The organism is Pseudomonas sp. ASL3 (genome assembly GCF_056680425.1).
In genome coordinates, this window is the sequence record NZ_CM155281.1 from 6072620 (window position 1) to 6088442 (window position 15823).

Consider the following 15823-nt stretch of genomic DNA (forward strand, 5'->3'; position numbering starts at 1 on the left):
GACGTTCAGATGGTAGGTAGCTATCTTGCTGGTGGGCCGTTGGTCAGGATCAGCCAGCCGCCCGTCGCCCGCTCAAGCTGTTCGGCGGCCTTGAGCAGCGGCTGTTTTTCAAAGTGTAGAAGAACACGGTGCAACTGCTGTGGATAACGTGCGTCATGCCCGGCGAGGTGCGCTTGCCAGAGCCATTCGCTAGTTTGAGGTGAGTCCATAGCCTCGGGAACGAACTGTGCGGCCAAGGCCTGTTGTTGTGTCGGTAGATCGATTGCCTTGATGAGCGTCGGCAGGTTGCCTATGAAAGCCTCTAGATGGCCGACGATCTCCTCTGTCGAGGCCGTGGGCGACTGAACGCCGAACAGCCAGCCAGATCTCCCGGCTATTTGTCGGAAACCGCTGAATACCGCGTAGCCCAATTGTAATTCGACCCGCAGCCGTTGGTAGAAGGGTGCTTGGCCGAGATGCGCCAGCAAGCGCCAGGCGGCTTCGTCGTCAAGGCTTTCGCTCGGCGTGGGGCAGAACAGCAGCACGGCGTTTTCGTCAGCTTCTGACGGATCAGTACGCCAGTATTTTCCGGGTTCGATGCCGGGCGCTGTCAGCGGCTGATCGTCTGGCGTACCGGGTATTTCGGCCGTTGGCGGGGCTTCGGACAGACCTGTCGAGAACAGCGTCCAGCGTGCGTTCGACCAAGCTGTGGATAAGTCGACGGAGCTGTCGTCAGAGGGTTGAGTGTCCAGAAAATAATCTGGCAGACGCTTGAGCAACTGGCGGATCGGGATCGGCGCTGGCTCGTTGCTCGGCAAACGGTCGCTATCGGGCGCCGTCAGCCGGCGTAAGGCGTGCTGAAGGATGGTTGGCATGGGCGCCGACAAGCCGTTTAGCGCCAGTTGCCAGAACGGGCCATAAGCGTTGAACGTCAGGCTGACGCCCGCGGTTTGCGCCGTGTGCTTGAGGGTTTGCAGGCTGTGATCGAGCACTTGCCATAGGGCGGGGTGCGTAGCGTTGAGTCGCCAACGGAGGTAAATCGCGCCTTCATTTGAATCGCTGACAGTGCGCAGGAAAGGATTGGGTTCGGGTAAACGCCAGGCGATCCGCTCGGTGGATAAGTTATCCACAGGCTGGAGAAGCTGCGAGGGATTCAGTTGTTCGAGCAGCGCCGCCACTGCCGTTGTGTGATCAATGCCTTCATTGGATTGCCGCGCCAGATCAAGGGCGCTGCTGACGGCCAGGCGCCGTTGTTGCAGTAGGGAGTATTCCTCACGCAGGGTCGGCCAGTGAGTGTTGAAAAATGCCAGCCAGTCGAAAAATGCTGCGACGATCCGCTGACGCTGCTCGATGCCGTCAGCGCTTAGCGCAAACTCGATGTTAAGCAACAGTTGTCGATCGAACTGATACAGCGGCACGGCCTTGAGGGATTCGATCAAGCCACGTTCACGCAGTTCGAACAGCAAACCGCCGGGTTGCGCGTCGGTTAGCCAGGTGCAGAGAAACGTCACTGCTTCGGGGCTGGATTCAGGTAAGTCTTCGCACGCAAAAACCAGATGCAGACGACGCGGATCGATGATGGGTTGCAGGGTGGGCGCAGCGTCCAGCAATTGCGGCGGCCTGGCCTGCTCACATTTCTCCCCGGCCGCAAAGAGGCTTCCGTAGGCCGCTGCCAGCACCTTCAGCTCGGCCAGCGGCTGCGGCCCGGCAAGGCTCAAGGTCATCTGCCCGGCCTGATAGAAGCGTTGATAGAAGTCCTGCAATGCTTGCTGAAAAGCCTGACGCGGCACCGGCAGGCTGTAGCGATTGCCCGCATGAAATGCGCGCAGTGGGTGTCGGGCAGAAACCGGTTGGATCAAGCGTGTTTGATAGCGCGCCTCGGCATCCCGCGACCACGCGATGAACTCGGCATGCAGCACTTCACGTTCGCGCAGTTGATCGACCAGGGTCATGCGCGGATGAGCGAGCATTTCGCATAGGCGCACCAAGCCTTGGGCGAACACTGGCTGCGGCAGTTCGAAGAAGAAATCCGTGGTGCGTTCGCGGGTACTGGCATTCACCTGCCCGCCATGGCGCTGCACGAAGGCCATCAGATTTTCCTCGGCCGGGAAACGTTCCGTACCGAGAAAGAACAGGTGCTCAAGAAAGTGCGCCAGGCCCGGCCACGTCGCCGGTACGTCATGACTGCCCGCCGCAACTCGCAACGCCGCTGAGCACCGTTTCAGACGCGAGGCGTGACAAAGCACGACCCGCAGCCCGTTCGGCAGGATGAGGTGTTCGATAGCGGGAGTGTGCAGGGCAGGCATGCCAGCTTCCTGGGCATTTCAGCGATAGAAGCAGTCATGCTAGCGGATATTCGGCCGAACACCGATTTCTGTAGGAGAGCGGGGTGTTCAGTCTTTGCTCAGCCCGGTATACAGCGCCGGACGCCGGTCCTTGAAGTAGCTGTTGATGGCGCGTGAATCGTCCATCAACTGCCGATCCAGCGTGCCAATAATCAATGCTTCATCCTGAGCCGCCTGGGCGATTCGGTTGCCGTCGGGTGCCGCGATGCTGCTCAGGCCACAGTAGTGGATGTCGCCCTCACTGCCGCAGTAATTGGCATAGGCCACATAGCACTGGTTTTCGAACGCGCGGGCGCGAACGGTCACTTCGGCAATGAAGTCGTAGGGCGCCATATTCGCGGTCGGTACCACAATCAGTTCGGCACCGGCCAAGGCGAGCCGCCGCGTATTTTCCGGAAACTCCAGGTCGTAACAGATCAGCAGCCCGAGGCGCCAACCGTTCAATTCGACCACAGGAAAATCATCGCCAGCGACCGCGAACATCGACTTGTCCAGTTCACCGTAAAGATGGGTCTTACGGTAATGACAGAGACTTCTGCCCCGGGCATCGATCAGTTGCACCGCGTTGTACACCTGCGCATCGCTGGAGCGTTCGGGATAGCCATACACAATGGCGATGCCCGCTGCCTTGGCGATGGCCGCTACCTGCTCGGCCGAATGACCATCACGGGCTTCGGCCAGCGAAAACGCCGCTTCGGCGCCGATGTTGTAACCGGTCAGGAACATTTCGGGGCAGACCAACAGGTCCGCCCCTTGTGCCGCCGCTTCAGACGCCTTTTGCGCCAGACGTTGCAGGTTGCCGCTGACATCCAGCGGCAACGGCGGGCATTGATACAGGGCGATGCGCATGGGGTGTGTTCTCCTCAACCCGATCTTAATCCGCGAGGGCGATAGGCCCGATCTCATGGAAGACATCGCCAGGGCCTGGGTTCTCCGGGTGGGTGCTGCCACCGAAGTGATTGATGATGCCCCACACCGCATTCAGCGAGGTCTGCACCGCGCCTTCGACCCAGGCGGGTGTCCACGACACATCATCACCGGCGATGAAAATCCCGCGTTGTTCGCTGGGCATGTCTTGCTGCATGAAGTGTGCGTACATGCGCTGGTTGTAGCGATAGTGCCCCGGCAGCGCACCTTTGAATGCGCCGAGGAAATGCGGGTCTGCTTCCCACGACACGGTGATGGGGTCGCCGATGATGCGCGCGGCGATATCCACCTTTGGATAGATCTTCTTCAGCGCATCGAGGGCCAGCTTCACGCGCTTCTCGATAGGCTGCGGCAGCATCTTCAGTGCGTCGCTCATCCATGAATAGGACAGGCAGATCACTCCCGGCTTGTCGTCGCCGTTGTCGAACAAATAGGTGCCGCGAGTCAGGCGGTCGGTGAGGGTCATGCTCATCAGGTCGCGACCGGTTTCCGGGTCTTTGTCTTTCCAGAACGGACGGTCGACCATGACGAAGGTTTTCGACGATTGCATGTAGCGCGTACGGTCCAGCGCCATCCACATCTTCTGCGAGAACAGCGATTCTTCGCATTCGATCTGGGTGGTCAGCAGCCAGCTTTGGCAGGTGGTCAGCACTGCCGCGTAGTGGCGGGTGTCGCCCCAGTTATCGGTGACGGCGAAGCGGCCATCGTCAGCCCGGGCAATGCGTTTGACGCCGGTGCGCGCCGCGCCATGATGCAGTGACGACAGGCTGGTGCCTTCCGGCCAATGAGCGCAACGCTCCGGTGCGTGACGCCAAATGCCCAACGGCACTTGTTCCACGCCGCCAACGATCAGGTGCTGGTTTTCGTCGCAATTGGTCATCACCACGCGAAAGATTTCCAGCATCGAGTTGGGGAAGTCCGAGTCCCAGCCGCCCGTGCCGAAGCCCACCTGGCCGAACACTTCGCGGTGAGTGAAGGACAGCTTGGCGAAGGCTTTCGAGGTAGCGACGAAATCGTAAAAAGTGCGGTCATCCCACAGCGGGACGAGGGTGTTCCACAGCTCTTTCAAGCGTGGCACATCGCGGTCACGGATGGCTTGCTGGATCTCGCCGAAGCGCGAACCGTCTTCCAGTGCATCGGCCCAGGCGTCGGCCACTTCCTGGAACAGCGCCGGAAGATCCGACAATTTCTGTGCGTAGTAGGTGGTGCCTTCCAGGTCGATCACCGTGCTGCCAGACGCGGGGGTCAGCGGGTTGGGGAAGGGTCTGGATTCCAGCCCGAGCTTGTCGACGTAGTGGTAAAACGCCGTGGACGAGACGGGGAAGCGCATCCCACCCAGCTCGGCGATGATGCCCTCAGTGCCGTCGAACGTCTGCGAGCGCAAACGGCCACCCATCTTCGACGCTTCGTACACCACCGGCTTGAGGCCGAGCTTCATCAGTTCATAGGCCGCGACCAGCCCTGCGATGCCCGCGCCGACAATCGCCACTTCCGCGCCGTGCTGTTCGACCGGAATACTGCCCAGCCCGGCCGGGTGCTCGATCCAGTCGTCAAAGGCGAAAGGAAAGTCCGGGCCGAAAATAGTGATCGGCTTTTTACCGTCTGCTGGATGGCGATTATTCTTCATGACTGACCTTGTTCGGCTGGGGTGCAAAAGAAGACAGTCTAGATAAGAGTCAGCACGTTAATAAGGCGCAAAGTGTCGTCGTTTTGATGGGTTGCGCTGTGTTATGACGAAAGAAGTGATCATATTGTCTATTTTTTGCGCCTGACAAATTGCCTTCGCGAATGAATTCGCTCCCAGTGTGCCCGGCATGGGCCAAAACCAGCCATCTGAAAGCGATGGCCAGAGTAAGTGACGACAACTGTAGTGAAACGCAAGGTGGACGCCGTGAGGCCAAGCTGAAAGAAGCGCGTAGCAAAGGCACGACCGTAGGAACACGAACAGGCAGCGAGGCTGGATGCGGGCGATTAGTGTGCTGGGAACCACGAAATCCGACTGTCACCGAAAGACGCATTCAGTAGAGCCTGACGGCACGGGCCGATGGTTTTGGCACCTTACCCGGGGAGATCTCGCACACGTCAGTGAGCGAGAAGTCAGCAGAGGCCGTAGTAGCGAAGATGAGCGGTAATGCGCTTGGAGCAAAGGGCCGAAGGATAAACAACACCCGTAATGGACTTCTTACATTGAGCCAGAGCTCTTTGAAACCGAACCCGGAAAAGTGCAGTGACACCGACGGGTTGGCCGGACATGAATGCCCGGGTGGATCCCGGAGAACTAATGAAAGGAAAGAGCGAGTGATGTGTCAGACGGAACAGGAAACTGGAGACGTGTTGAGCGAAATCAGCGTGGAGCAGGTTGTCGAGGCTGACAACATGCGCCGTGCGTTCAAGAAAGTCCGGGCCAACAAAGGTGCGCCCGGGGTTGACGGTATTAGCACTGAAGACCTCGAAGCGCACTTGGTCAAGCATTGGCCGGGCATCAAGGAAAAGCTTCTGGCCGGGAGCTACCAGCCCGGTCCGATCAGGGGTAAAACGATCGGCAAACCCCAAGGCGGAGAACGGCTGCTGGGGATTCCCAACACGCAGGATCGAGTGATCCAGCAAGCGGTAAGCCAGCAACTGACGAAGCTTTGGGACGGTGGTTTCAGTGAGCACAGCTACGGGTTCAGGCCCGGGCGCAGCAACCTTGACGCGATCAGGGCGGCGAAAGACTTCGTGCTCAGCGGCAAGACCTGGGTTGTCGATGTGGACATTGAAGCGTTCTTTGACGAGGTCAATCACGACCGACTCATGACGCGCATCACCCGCGACATCCGGGACAAGCGGCTGAACAAGTATCTGGCGTCGAACCTGCGCGCGGACATGGTCCTGAACGGCCAGCGGCACAAACGCACGGCGGGCGTACCGCAAGGTGGTCCGCTGAGTCCGCTGCTGGCCAATCTGTATCTGGACCCGCTGGACAAGGAGCTGGAAGCTCGAGGGCTGAGCTTCTGTCGCTATGCAGACGACCTGATGATATTTGTCGAAAGCGAGCGCAGCGCAGAGCGAATACTGGAAAGCATCGTGGCGTGGATCGAGAAACATCTGAAGCTGAAGGTCAATGCCAGCAAGAGCGGCACGGGTCGTCCTTGGGAACGCGATTTTCTGGGTTATCTGATCGACGAGGAAGGCAACAATCACCTGTCGGGCAGGACGGTCAAACGATACCGCAAACGCGTTCGTGAATGTTGGTCAGCCAGACAGGGACTCACCTCCCGGGAACTGGTTGAGCAATGGAGAGGTTATCTTCTTGGCTGGTTTGGTTATTTCCGGCTGGCCACGGAGCGAAACTTCACGCAGCTCTCACAATGGACGCGGCGCCACATGCGCAAGTGCTTTTGGCAGCGGTGGCATAACCGCAAGGGTCGTATGGCCCAACTGCTGAAGATGGGCATCTCGAAACGAGGGCTTGCGCGAGTGAGTTTTCACGACGGAGCTTGGAAAGCGGCGGCACATCCGGCCATGCACCAAGCCTTGAACAACAAACGCTTGAAGCAATATGGCCTGATCACCGCGCAGGATCTCGCCTCAGCGCAATGCTGAGCAGTCCAACCGCCGGATGCGGAAAACCGCACGTCCGGTGGTGTGGGAGGGGTAACGGGCTAGTCCCGTTACCTCGACCCGATCGGGTACACCGCTATCCCACTGTGGGAGCGAATTCATTCGCGAAGGCGTACTTCCAGACACCACGAAATCAAACCGGCTGCCCACGATCAATCTTGCTGCTGAGGATGATCGAGGTCGTGGTCTTCTCCACCCCATCGACGCTGCCTATCAAATCCAGCAGTTGATCCAGTTGCTCCGGCGAGTCAGTGCGCAGCCACGCCACGTAATCGAATTCACCACTCACGGCACATAACTGCTGCACTTGAGCCATGGCGCTGAGCCGACGCAACACTTCTTTGCCTGAACGCGGTTGCACGGTGATGCCGACATACGCCTGCAACCCGCCATCGACCACTCGCTGACTCAAGCGCACGCCATAACCGGTGATCACTTTGGCTTTTTCCAACCGGGCCAGGCGCGACGTGACCGTGGTTCTGGCGATCCCCAAATGCCGGGCAAGCATCGCCACACTTTCGCGAGCGTTGATCTGCAAGGCCGCGATCAATTGGCGGTCGATTTCGTCAAGAACGGGCGGGCGGCTATCGGACAAGGTCATCTCCTTCGGTGCAGCAGGGGGCGAGCATGTTACCTGCATTTATGGATTTGGCGATTTGACATCAGCCTGCGGGTTCTTGTATTCAAGGCCATCGACGTTGTACGTCACGTAGACTGCATTGCGCAGAACTACTTCAGCAGTACCGACGACACAGGACACTGACGATGAACAAGAATCTGACTGCCGTAGCGCACTCACTGACTGCGGCAGACCGCAAAGCACATTACGGCCATAGCGGCGCGGTATTGTGGCTGACCGGCCTATCGGCTTCGGGTAAATCCTCGTTGTCCATGGCTTTGGAACTCGCCCTGACGGATATGGGGTATTCCTGCTACGTGCTCGACGGTGACAACGTGCGCAGAGGCCTGAATTCGAATCTCGGTTTCAGTGCCGAGGACAGGACCGAGAATATACGGCGAGTGGGCGAGGCTGCCGGTTTGTTTGCCGATGCCGGCCTGATCTGCATTACCGCGTTCATTTCCCCCTACCGGGAAGACCGTGCGCGCGCCCGTCATTCGATCGGACAGATGTTCCACGAAATTCATATCGCTGCCGACCTGGCGACCTGCGAGGCCCGCGACCCCAAAGGTTTGTACAAGAAAGCACACGCCGGCGAGCTGCTTGAGTTCACCGGAGTCAGCGCGCCGTATGAAGCGCCGGAACATCCTGAACTGACCCTCGACACCGGCAATGAATCGATCGAGGCGAGCCTGCAGAAGCTGGTGACCTACGTGACAGGCAAAATCCCGCTCAGCAGACTGTCACGTAACGTATGACCTGTTGCCACACCTACATACCCTTTTTCGTCAGTTGGCCGAGAACCTCCAATTCATTCTTGTCCAGGTCAGAAACGATGATGAAGCGCATGTGGTTTTGTCGCCAGGACACTATGTTATAGCCGCGTTTGGTCTGGCTTTGCAGTCCGCTGTCCGCTTCCGTCGTGGGCACCACAAATGTATTGATGATGTGTTTGTCATGGCGGTAGGAGAGGGCGGCCGCGGTCTGATGCTGCAGGTAATCCAGTCGTCCGCCAAGGAGCGGGAACCCTTGGGCAGAGAAGTCATACACGGGGGGTGAAAAATCAAGTTTGCCAGTGAACCACGGCTTGACGGTATGTTTGTCAGAGGACGCAATATCCATTAAATGCTCGCCCATCAGTGAGCGGACATGGCTGGACACGGCTTCATCCGTCCAGTTGTCGTCAGTCGACGGAGTCGTTACGTAGAGGAATAATGCTGCTGCAAACACCGTGGCCGACAAGATCGGGGCGAACCAGTTTCGCAGCGCGTATTGCAGCGCCTCCCAGGTATTGGTCTTGGCAGCGGTCGGCGATTGAATGCGGGAACGTATGCTTTCGGCAAGCGACGCAGGTGCCTGGTAGTAGGGGGCATGCTTCTTGACGGCCCCTGTGAGCATTTTCATTTCCTCGAACAGTGGCTTGCATTCGGCGCAGTTCATCAGGTGTTCGGTAAAACGCGCCTGCGTTGCCTTATCCAGCTCGTTGTCCAGATAGCCGTGCATCAGTTCTTGGCAGAGATCGCAGTTCATATCATTCATGGCGGTACAACTTCATAAATTCGATTTTGAGCATGGCTCGCGCACGTGCCAGCCTCGACATGACCGTTCCTAGCGGTACGTCAATCACCTTCGCAATATCCTTATAAGGCATGTCTTCCAACTCCTTTAAAATGATCACCTCACGGAACGCAGGTGGCAGGGCCTTGAGCGCCTGCTGAAGGAGTACGGCATCTTCCGTACGTATGGCGTCAATTTCCGGCGTCCGTGTGTGGGCAAGCGCCATATCATTTTCCGATATGTCTTCGCCTATCGAGATCCATCGGTGGCCCGCCGAGGCCCTGAGCCAGTTATAACTTTCATTGCGGACAATGGTCAGCATCCACGCCTTGGCATTTCCGCCCTCAAAGCGATGGAGAAATTTAAAAGCCTTTAGGGCGCTCTCCTGCACCACATCATGCGCAGCGCTTTCATTGGCGGTGAGCCATCGCGCGAGGTTGTAAGCCGCATCCATGTGCGGCGCTAACAGTTCATCAAAACGCTTCATATCTGCTTCGTGGCTCCGTCCCATCTCTCTATAAACTCCGATGTGATCTGTTTTATTCCCTCTTGCCGAAATATTTTTAATCGTGGAATAAAGAAGCTCCCTCGCCCGTTATAGACCCTGACAGCATCTTCAAGCAAACCACAATCTGAGGAGTACGTTATGAACAAGGGGCCGATCAAACCTGGCGAGGTGACCGACGATATCCGCGGTCTTAGCCGAAGAGAACTGTTGAAATGTTCCGCATGGGCAGGCGCGGGGGTGTTATGGGTGATGAGCGGTGGTGTGCCGCGCGCTTTTGCATTGGATGATGCCGGCACGTTATCGAATGGAGGTGTGCTGGCCAGCGATTTTCACTTCGTGCAGATAAGCGACACGCATATCGGTTTCAACAAAGAAGCGAATCCTGAACCGCTCAAAACATTGCAGTTGGCAATCGACAAGGTCATCGCCCTGCCGAAAAAACCGTCACTCATTTTGCATACGGGTGATATTACCCATCTTTCCAGGCCGGCAGAGTTCGATACCGCCGACCAGATACTAAGGGGGCTGCCGGCAACCGTGCATTATGTGCCCGGTGAGCATGACATGCTTGATGAGGGAGGCGGTAAAGCGTATCTGGACCGTTACGGCAAAGGTACAAAAGGCAACGGATGGTACAGTTTCGATGATCATGGCGTGCATTTCATCGGTCTGGTGAATGTGTTTAATTTCCAGGCGGGCCATGAAGCGACACTTGGCGCCGATCAGTTGAAGTGGCTGGCAGATGATTTACGCGCCGTCGCCACCAGTACGCCTGTTGTCGTATTCACTCATATCCCGCTGTGGACTATCTATCAGCCATGGGGCTGGGGAACCGAGGACGGTGATCAAGCCATCGCAATGCTTCGAAAATATGGTTCGGTGACGGTCTTGAATGGTCACATTCATCAAGTTATTCAGAAAGTAGAAGGCAACATCACGTTCCACACCGCGCGCGGTACGGCTTATCCCCAACCGGCTCCCGGCGCTGCGGCCGCACCCGGCCCGATGACAGTGCCTGCCGATCAGTTACGCAATTATCTGGGCATCACCGAGGTGGTGGCGACACAAGGCGATCATCCATTGGCATTGATCAATTCCACGCTCATTTAACGAGAGCATCCACATGAAAAAATACGCGCTGATGCTTACCCTGGGTTGTTTGATAACGTCAATGTCGTCGTGGGCGCAAGATATCCAAGTCAATATAAAAGAGTTTATGTACTCGCCGAAAGATCTGACAGTGGCCGTGGGTACGAAAGTGACATGGGTCAACGATGATCAGGTGCCACATACTATTGTGGAAACCCATAAAGTGTTTCGCTCGGGTGCATTGGATACTCAGGACAATTTCTCATACACGTTCATGACACCTGGGACATATGAGTATTTTTGTACCTTGCACCCGCAAATGATTGGAAAAATTATCGTGAGTCAATAAAGACAAGCGATTAATTATTTTGGACTTTGAAGCCTAAAAGGATGTGCCCGTTTGGCTGGCAGGAATAATCATGAACATTAAATTTATTGGCCTCGTACTGATAGTAGCCGCCTCCCTGGTTCAGGCAGACGAACGCTCTTTCACTCCTATATACGAGCCGTCCAGCGTTCCGGTTATAGACTATCGCTATGGCATGAAACTTGATATCGCCAAGGTCTTGGGCATTACCTCACCTTCACATGAGTGCGGCATTGTTCCAGCGACAATGACTTACCTGGATCATGCGGGTGGGGTGCATGCTATTGGCTATCAAACATTCGGTGATGACTGCCATGAGAATTGATTTTGGCCGTCTATAAACAAGCGCTGAGGAGCCTCTAGGCTCCTCAGCGCTTGTACCCGCCATAGATTATTTGGGTGCCGAAAAAAGCGCCCTGCATCACGAACATCCACACACCCGGTATTTCCCGATGCGTGCCCTTTGCGTTGGTCTGATGCACGGGCTGGCCGGCTCAGCGGCGCTGATCTTGCTCACCTTGGGTCGAGTGGCCTAGCCGATGACTGGCTTGGTCTACATGGGCCTGTTCGGCCTCGGCTCCATTGGGGGCATGGCGCTGCTGTCACTGCTCATTAGCGTGTCTCTGCACAGCGTGCGTAACGGCACGTGGCTGTGTAAAGGCCTGCAAGCCGCGGTTGGCCTGACCACCATCGTCATTGGCAGTATGCTTGTGTATCAGAATTACCTGATGGCCCCTGTGTGAGGCGCACCGGGCTGACGTATCACGAAGCTGCGAATACAGGACAGGGCCCCAGAACTGTCCCAAATGACGTTTTTTTCTCTATTTACTAACGAGCTCGTAACAAACATCGGTTTAGAATTGATGCGCGCTGGCTTGCGTCAGGCGTCTGAATCTCGGGGTTAATCAGTAAATCTATGGAAAATACAAAAATGCAGTTCTGGAGAAGTGACAGGGGAGCACTGGCGCTACTGCTCGGCGTTTCCGCGTTGCTCCTGTTGTTGGGGCTAGGGTCGAGGGAACTCTGGGGCGCGGAAACCCGGTGGGCGAACATCGCACTGCAGATGCTGCAGACCGGAGACTACTTTGACCCCTATCTCAAAGGCATGCCGTATTACGACAAGCCGCTACCCTCCTACTGGTTGATTACCGGCACTGCCTGGCTGACGGGCGGGCTGGGTCACTGGTCGTTGCGCCTGTCCTCGGTAATAGCCGCCTGGCTGAGTGTCTGGCTGGTCTATCTGATCGGTGAGCGGTTGTTTAGCAAAAGCACCGGCCTGATCTCCGGATGGATGCTGGCGACAACGTTCTTTTTCGTCTTCTGGGCGCGGGTTGCGACGGCAGACATCCTGACCGTTTGCGGCGTGCTCGCTGCCTACTGGTGGTACTGGCGAGGGCCGGATGACACGCGCCTTGGTCGTTACACCGTGTTCTTCCTGCTGCTGGCATTGACCTCGCTGTTCAAGGGCTTGATCGGTTTCATTTTGCCGGGCCTGGTACTGTTGCCGCACCTGCTCAGCGAAGGGCGCTGGAAGCGCCATCTCAACCTACGGATGTGCCTCGCGCTGGTGATCGCCGGTCTGTTCTACGCGGTGCCATTCATACTGTCGCACTTCTATGGGACGCCAACCTACACTCAGAGTGGCCTGAGTCTGGTCTTCCGGGAAAACGTCGTACGCTTTTTCCAGCCTTTCGACAATATCGGTCCGATCTACACCTATCTGGTTTATTTGCCGATCTATACCTTGCCGTGGGCGCCGTGCTGGATTCTTGGCCTATGGGTGGCTGCGCGCCAATGGAAGCAAATCGAGCCGAACACCCGCTGGCTGATCATGGGCCTGGGTCTGCTGTTCCTGTTCTTCACCGCCAGCGGCAGTCGGCGTAGCTACTACGTATTGCCACTGGTGCCCTTCGCCCAGTTGCTAGCGGCCTGGTGGGTCACCCGATACATGGCTGAGAAGCGCGCTGCCGGCAAGATCAGCGGGCCAGGCTGGACGCGCGGATTCGGTGTGGCAGCGGGCCTGTTGTTGGTGGTCCTGGGCATTGTCTATCCCTGGACCAACGGCGGCGGCGGCGTCATGCAGTTCACTGCGGATGTGCGTACGGAGGCCAGCAAGAGCGCGCCATGGAATCAGTGGCGGATGGTGCTGGTCGAGGTCGATAACAAGCTGCCGATGTACATACAAAATCAGGGTGCGCCTTTCTACTATGTGCGCGACGATCAGGACTATCCGCGCGAAGGTGACAGTGCCGCATTCATGGCATGGCTGGAAAAAACCAGCGGTCAGAACTGGGATCCAGAGCACACGATCATCGTCGCGCAATACCGCAAGGTGGATCAGCTGCCGTTGAACTACCTGGCAGCCGACCACCAGGTGATTACCACCAAGCCTAACAATGGGCAGCGATTGTTCCATACACGTGATTCCGGCAGCGTTGCGTTTATCCCTCATGTGCCAAGCACAAGCGCGATAGTAACCACCGGGAATGCTGTAGCGCCTTCCTCTGAGTGACACGGGCAAAAAGCGATTTGCATCCAGCCTGACTGAACGACGGATCGAGATGCTCCAGGCATCTCGATCCAGCGAGCAAACGAACGGTGTCCCTTACCTTCCAGCCCCCGCACCTTGGCCTCGCTGGCATTGGTGCGTCTCTCACGTCCTCCTGGATCCTGCTGACCCGCAAATGGCCTATGCGCTGGAAGCACTGACCAACGACCGACTTGTAGAACAAACCGGCGTGCTTTCCAGAGTCTTTCCTGAGGATCGGATTTCAGGCCCCGGGTCCACGCCGGTGATGGCGGCATTCACCCACATAGGGAAATCCAGCCGGTTTACCGATGGTTCCTATGGGATTTACTACGCTGCCAACAGCCAAGCCGCAGCTATTGCCGAGACGAGTTATCACCAGGAGCGATTCCTGGCGGCGACCAATGAGCCAGATATTGAGCTGACCATGCGGACCTACGTCAACCAGGTGGTAAAGCCGATGCATGACATACGCGTGGGTTACTCGCACTTGCATGAGACAGATCCTGGCAGCTACGGTCCTGCGCAGACCTTTGCCAGGCAGTTGCGTGAGACGTTGTCATGGGGCCTTCTCTACAACAGCGTTCGATTAAATGGCCATGAATGCGTGGCAGCGTTCCGACCACCTTCCGTATCGATCCCGCTACAAGGCAAGCATCTTCGCTATGTCTGGGATGCGAACAGTCAAAAAATCACGTTTGTATTCGAGATCAGTCCGGTTTAATCCAAAGCGCTCTCGATCGGATCCGCTGTACATGTTCTGAAAGAAACCAAACCCATATTCGACTTTGGCCACATTGGTCGAGGACTCTCCGAACAAGTGCTCAGATGTACTGAAATACGTCCTCGCTACCTGATCCGAAACTCCGATCAACTTGCTTCACACTGCCGTTAAATGACAGCGTGCTACAACCTCCGCATTTTTCAGCGTAGCGATGCCATCGAAGGTCGTTTGCCCGGGCTTTTTGGCCCGGCTTGCCCCTTTATCGGTGCAGCCTATCCAAACCCATCAACTGTTTTCGAGCTATCCACAGGTTCGATAGGGCGAATCGCCGTCAGCTGCGCTGTGTTATTCATCAGTCTGCGAAAGCGCACCTTCATATAGCCGAGCTGGCGTTTGATCACCCGAAACGGGTGTTCAATCTTCGCACGCGTCTGGGCTTTGCAATACTCGAATTTCCGTTTGGCCTTGTAGATCAGGCTGCGCTTACTCATCTACACATAGGTGCGGCGGCCAGCGAGGGTGTATTCCAGCACATCTTAGGACTTGTTCGGAGAGTCCCAGGCACCCCTTGCCAAGAGAAAATCTGAAGGAATTTCAGGGTGGGCGCTGCCGATAAAGTGATGCTATTTTGATATCGTTTGGGTTCGTTCGTGAAGAACCGTTTAAACCTCTATTTCATTACCTCTAATCCATCGAGTTCGCCACATGAACATTCTGAATCAGTCCAAATTCTCGACCAAGCTTTTGTCCTCGTTCGTCATCTGCGCCCTGATCACCCTAGCCGTGGGTGGGTTGGGAATGGTGGGGATCAGCCGTTTGGCCACTGCGCTGTCGTTGACCTTTTCCAACAGCCTGGTCTCGGTGGGCAACGTCAACGAGACTCTGTCTAGCCTGACCGCTCACAACCGCGAGCTCTACCGGTTGCTCGACGCTCAGGCCGGCGATGTGTCCGCAGCAGACAAGACGCGTATTCGCCAGTCCCTGGCGACGTATCTGGCTCGGGCGGAAAAGGCCTTCGCGACCTACCGTGCCACGCCTCTGGAGGCTGATGCGCGGGCGGCGGGGGACAAGTACGAAGAACTGTGGCCCGGTTATGTGGCAGGTGCCCAGAAGGTAATTGAGCTGATGGACGCTGGCGATCTGGCTCAGGCACGCACTCGCTTGAACGCGCTGTCGCTTGACGTGTTCAATCATTCCCGCGAGTACCTACGGGTTATGATCGATTCGAACAATCGGCAGATCAAAGAAGGTGCCGAGGGGGCGCAGGAACTCAAAGCCAGCTCTACGCTGATGCTGCTGGTCGGGATCGTGATCGCCTTTTTGGTGGCCGCCGCTCTGGGCATTCTAATTACGCGTATGATCACTCGCCCACTGGCGGTGGCGGTCGCTAGTGCCCAGCGCATTGCCGGTGGCGATCTGACCCAGAGCATTTCCACTACCCGTGGCGATGAAGCGGGGCAACTGCTCAATGCCTTGGCGGACATGCAGGGCGGCTTGAAGCACACCATTCAGCAGATCGCCAGCGCCTCGAATCAGTTGGCCTCGGCCGCCGAAGAGCTGAGCGCTGTGACCGAGGAA

14 protein-coding genes and 2 pseudogenes are annotated in these 15823 nt (G+C 57.0%); 9 read left to right on the forward strand and 7 right to left on the reverse strand.

Annotated elements, in window-relative coordinates:
• Nucleotides 1–20: 20 nt before the first annotated feature.
• The 3 genes from pqqF to AC1MEE_RS27820 form a co-directional block, all read right to left on the reverse strand.
• Nucleotides 21–2285 (reverse strand): pyrroloquinoline quinone biosynthesis protein PqqF, encoded by a 2265-nt coding sequence (gene pqqF, locus AC1MEE_RS27810; RefSeq protein ID WP_480412682.1) that lies wholly within the window; start codon nucleotides 2283–2285, stop codon nucleotides 21–23.
• A gap of 87 nt (nucleotides 2286–2372) precedes the next feature.
• The gene (locus AC1MEE_RS27815) at nucleotides 2373–3173 is read right to left on the reverse strand and encodes a carbon-nitrogen hydrolase family protein (protein ID WP_480412683.1); all 801 of its coding nucleotides are present in this window, start codon (nucleotides 3171–3173) and stop codon (nucleotides 2373–2375) included.
• 25 nt (nucleotides 3174–3198) lie between these two features.
• Nucleotides 3199–4878: a flavin monoamine oxidase family protein gene (locus AC1MEE_RS27820; RefSeq protein ID WP_480412684.1), complete on the reverse strand. Its 1680-nt coding sequence runs from the start codon at nucleotides 4876–4878 to the stop codon at nucleotides 3199–3201.
• 674 nt (nucleotides 4879–5552) lie between these two features.
• On the opposite strand from AC1MEE_RS27820, the gene ltrA reads away from it, so the two are divergent.
• Nucleotides 5553–6836 carry a group II intron reverse transcriptase/maturase gene (ltrA, locus tag AC1MEE_RS27825; protein ID WP_480410935.1) on the forward strand — a complete coding sequence of 428 codons (1284 nt, stop codon included), beginning with the start codon at nucleotides 5553–5555 and terminating at the stop codon, nucleotides 6834–6836.
• Nucleotides 6837–6987: 151 nt separating this feature from the next.
• Here ltrA and AC1MEE_RS27830 read toward each other — a convergent pair whose 3' ends face one another.
• On the reverse strand, nucleotides 6988–7449 hold the full coding sequence (locus tag AC1MEE_RS27830) for an Lrp/AsnC family transcriptional regulator (protein WP_480412685.1): 462 nt from the start codon (nucleotides 7447–7449) through the stop codon (nucleotides 6988–6990).
• A gap of 170 nt (nucleotides 7450–7619) precedes the next feature.
• On the opposite strand from AC1MEE_RS27830, the gene cysC reads away from it, so the two are divergent.
• A complete protein-coding gene (cysC, locus tag AC1MEE_RS27835) occupies nucleotides 7620–8231 on the forward strand; it encodes an adenylyl-sulfate kinase (protein WP_480412686.1) in 612 nt (203 codons plus the stop codon).
• 13 nt (nucleotides 8232–8244) lie between these two features.
• On the opposite strand, the gene AC1MEE_RS27840 is transcribed toward cysC, so the two are convergent.
• Together AC1MEE_RS27840 and AC1MEE_RS27845 are read right to left on the reverse strand one after the other, a co-directional pair.
• Entirely contained in the window at nucleotides 8245–9012 is a 768-nt protein-coding gene (locus AC1MEE_RS27840; RefSeq protein WP_480412687.1) for an anti-sigma factor family protein, read from the reverse strand.
• Nucleotides 9005–9517: a sigma-70 family RNA polymerase sigma factor gene (locus AC1MEE_RS27845; protein ID WP_480412688.1), complete on the reverse strand. Its 513-nt coding sequence runs from the start codon at nucleotides 9515–9517 to the stop codon at nucleotides 9005–9007. Before AC1MEE_RS27845 ends, AC1MEE_RS27840 begins: the two co-directional genes overlap by 8 nt.
• Nucleotides 9518–9676: 159 nt before the next feature.
• On the opposite strand from AC1MEE_RS27845, the gene AC1MEE_RS27850 reads away from it, so the two are divergent.
• The 6 genes from AC1MEE_RS27850 to AC1MEE_RS27875 all read left to right on the forward strand — a co-directional run bounded on the left by AC1MEE_RS27850 (nucleotide 9677) and on the right by AC1MEE_RS27875 (nucleotide 14245).
• Nucleotides 9677–10648: a metallophosphoesterase family protein gene (locus AC1MEE_RS27850; protein ID WP_480412689.1), complete on the forward strand. Its 972-nt coding sequence runs from the start codon at nucleotides 9677–9679 to the stop codon at nucleotides 10646–10648.
• Between the two features lie 13 nt (nucleotides 10649–10661).
• The gene (locus AC1MEE_RS27855) at nucleotides 10662–10976 is read left to right on the forward strand and encodes a cupredoxin domain-containing protein (protein ID WP_480412690.1); all 315 of its coding nucleotides are present in this window, start codon (nucleotides 10662–10664) and stop codon (nucleotides 10974–10976) included.
• A 70-nt stretch (nucleotides 10977–11046) separates the two neighbouring features.
• Nucleotides 11047–11319, forward strand: coding sequence for a DUF2790 domain-containing protein (locus tag AC1MEE_RS27860; protein ID WP_480412691.1), 273 nt, complete (start codon nucleotides 11047–11049; stop codon nucleotides 11317–11319).
• 214 nt (nucleotides 11320–11533) lie between these two features.
• Nucleotides 11534–11737 (forward strand): hypothetical protein, encoded by a 204-nt coding sequence (locus AC1MEE_RS27865; protein ID WP_480412692.1) that lies wholly within the window; start codon nucleotides 11534–11536, stop codon nucleotides 11735–11737.
• 188 nt (nucleotides 11738–11925) lie between these two features.
• Complete coding sequence (locus AC1MEE_RS27870) at nucleotides 11926–13506, forward strand: ArnT family glycosyltransferase (protein WP_480412693.1); 1581 nt, start codon at nucleotides 11926–11928, stop codon at nucleotides 13504–13506.
• A 49-nt stretch (nucleotides 13507–13555) separates the two neighbouring features.
• Complete coding sequence (locus tag AC1MEE_RS27875; RefSeq protein ID WP_480412694.1) at nucleotides 13556–14245, forward strand: RES family NAD+ phosphorylase; 690 nt, start codon at nucleotides 13556–13558, stop codon at nucleotides 14243–14245.
• 259 nt (nucleotides 14246–14504) lie between these two features.
• Here AC1MEE_RS27875 and AC1MEE_RS27880 read toward each other — a convergent pair.
• A pseudogene (locus AC1MEE_RS27880) lies at nucleotides 14505–14736 on the reverse strand (transposase); the annotation flags it as partial.
• Between the two features lie 214 nt (nucleotides 14737–14950).
• On the opposite strand from AC1MEE_RS27880, the pseudogene AC1MEE_RS27885 reads away from it, so the two are divergent.
• Nucleotides 14951–15733, forward strand: a pseudogene (locus AC1MEE_RS27885) (MCP four helix bundle domain-containing protein); the annotation flags it as partial.
• Nucleotides 15734–15823 lie beyond the last annotated feature (90 nt).

Excerpts from the sequence above, each read along its gene's own strand:
- AC1MEE_RS27840 (WP_480412687.1), bottom strand. The coding sequence starts at position 9,012 with ATGAATGATATGAACTGCGATCTCTGCCAAGAACTGATGCACGGCTAT.
- cysC (WP_480412686.1), top strand. The coding sequence starts at position 7,620 with ATGAACAAGAATCTGACTGCCGTAGCGCACTCACTGACTGCGGCAGAC.
- pqqF (WP_480412682.1), bottom strand. The coding sequence starts at position 2,285 with ATGCCTGCCCTGCACACTCCCGCTATCGAACACCTCATCCTGCCGAAC.
- AC1MEE_RS27870 (WP_480412693.1), top strand. The coding sequence starts at position 11,926 with ATGCAGTTCTGGAGAAGTGACAGGGGAGCACTGGCGCTACTGCTCGGC.
- AC1MEE_RS27815 (WP_480412683.1), bottom strand. The coding sequence starts at position 3,173 with ATGCGCATCGCCCTGTATCAATGCCCGCCGTTGCCGCTGGATGTCAGC.
- AC1MEE_RS27820 (WP_480412684.1), bottom strand. The coding sequence starts at position 4,878 with ATGAAGAATAATCGCCATCCAGCAGACGGTAAAAAGCCGATCACTATT.
- ltrA (WP_480410935.1), top strand. The coding sequence starts at position 5,553 with ATGTGTCAGACGGAACAGGAAACTGGAGACGTGTTGAGCGAAATCAGC.
- AC1MEE_RS27860 (WP_480412691.1), top strand. The coding sequence starts at position 11,047 with ATGAACATTAAATTTATTGGCCTCGTACTGATAGTAGCCGCCTCCCTG.
- AC1MEE_RS27850 (WP_480412689.1), top strand. The coding sequence starts at position 9,677 with ATGAACAAGGGGCCGATCAAACCTGGCGAGGTGACCGACGATATCCGC.
- AC1MEE_RS27845 (WP_480412688.1), bottom strand. The coding sequence starts at position 9,517 with ATGAAGCGTTTTGATGAACTGTTAGCGCCGCACATGGATGCGGCTTAC.
- AC1MEE_RS27855 (WP_480412690.1), top strand. The coding sequence starts at position 10,662 with ATGAAAAAATACGCGCTGATGCTTACCCTGGGTTGTTTGATAACGTCA.
- AC1MEE_RS27865 (WP_480412692.1), top strand. The coding sequence starts at position 11,534 with ATGACTGGCTTGGTCTACATGGGCCTGTTCGGCCTCGGCTCCATTGGG.
- AC1MEE_RS27875 (WP_480412694.1), top strand. The coding sequence starts at position 13,556 with ATGCTCCAGGCATCTCGATCCAGCGAGCAAACGAACGGTGTCCCTTAC.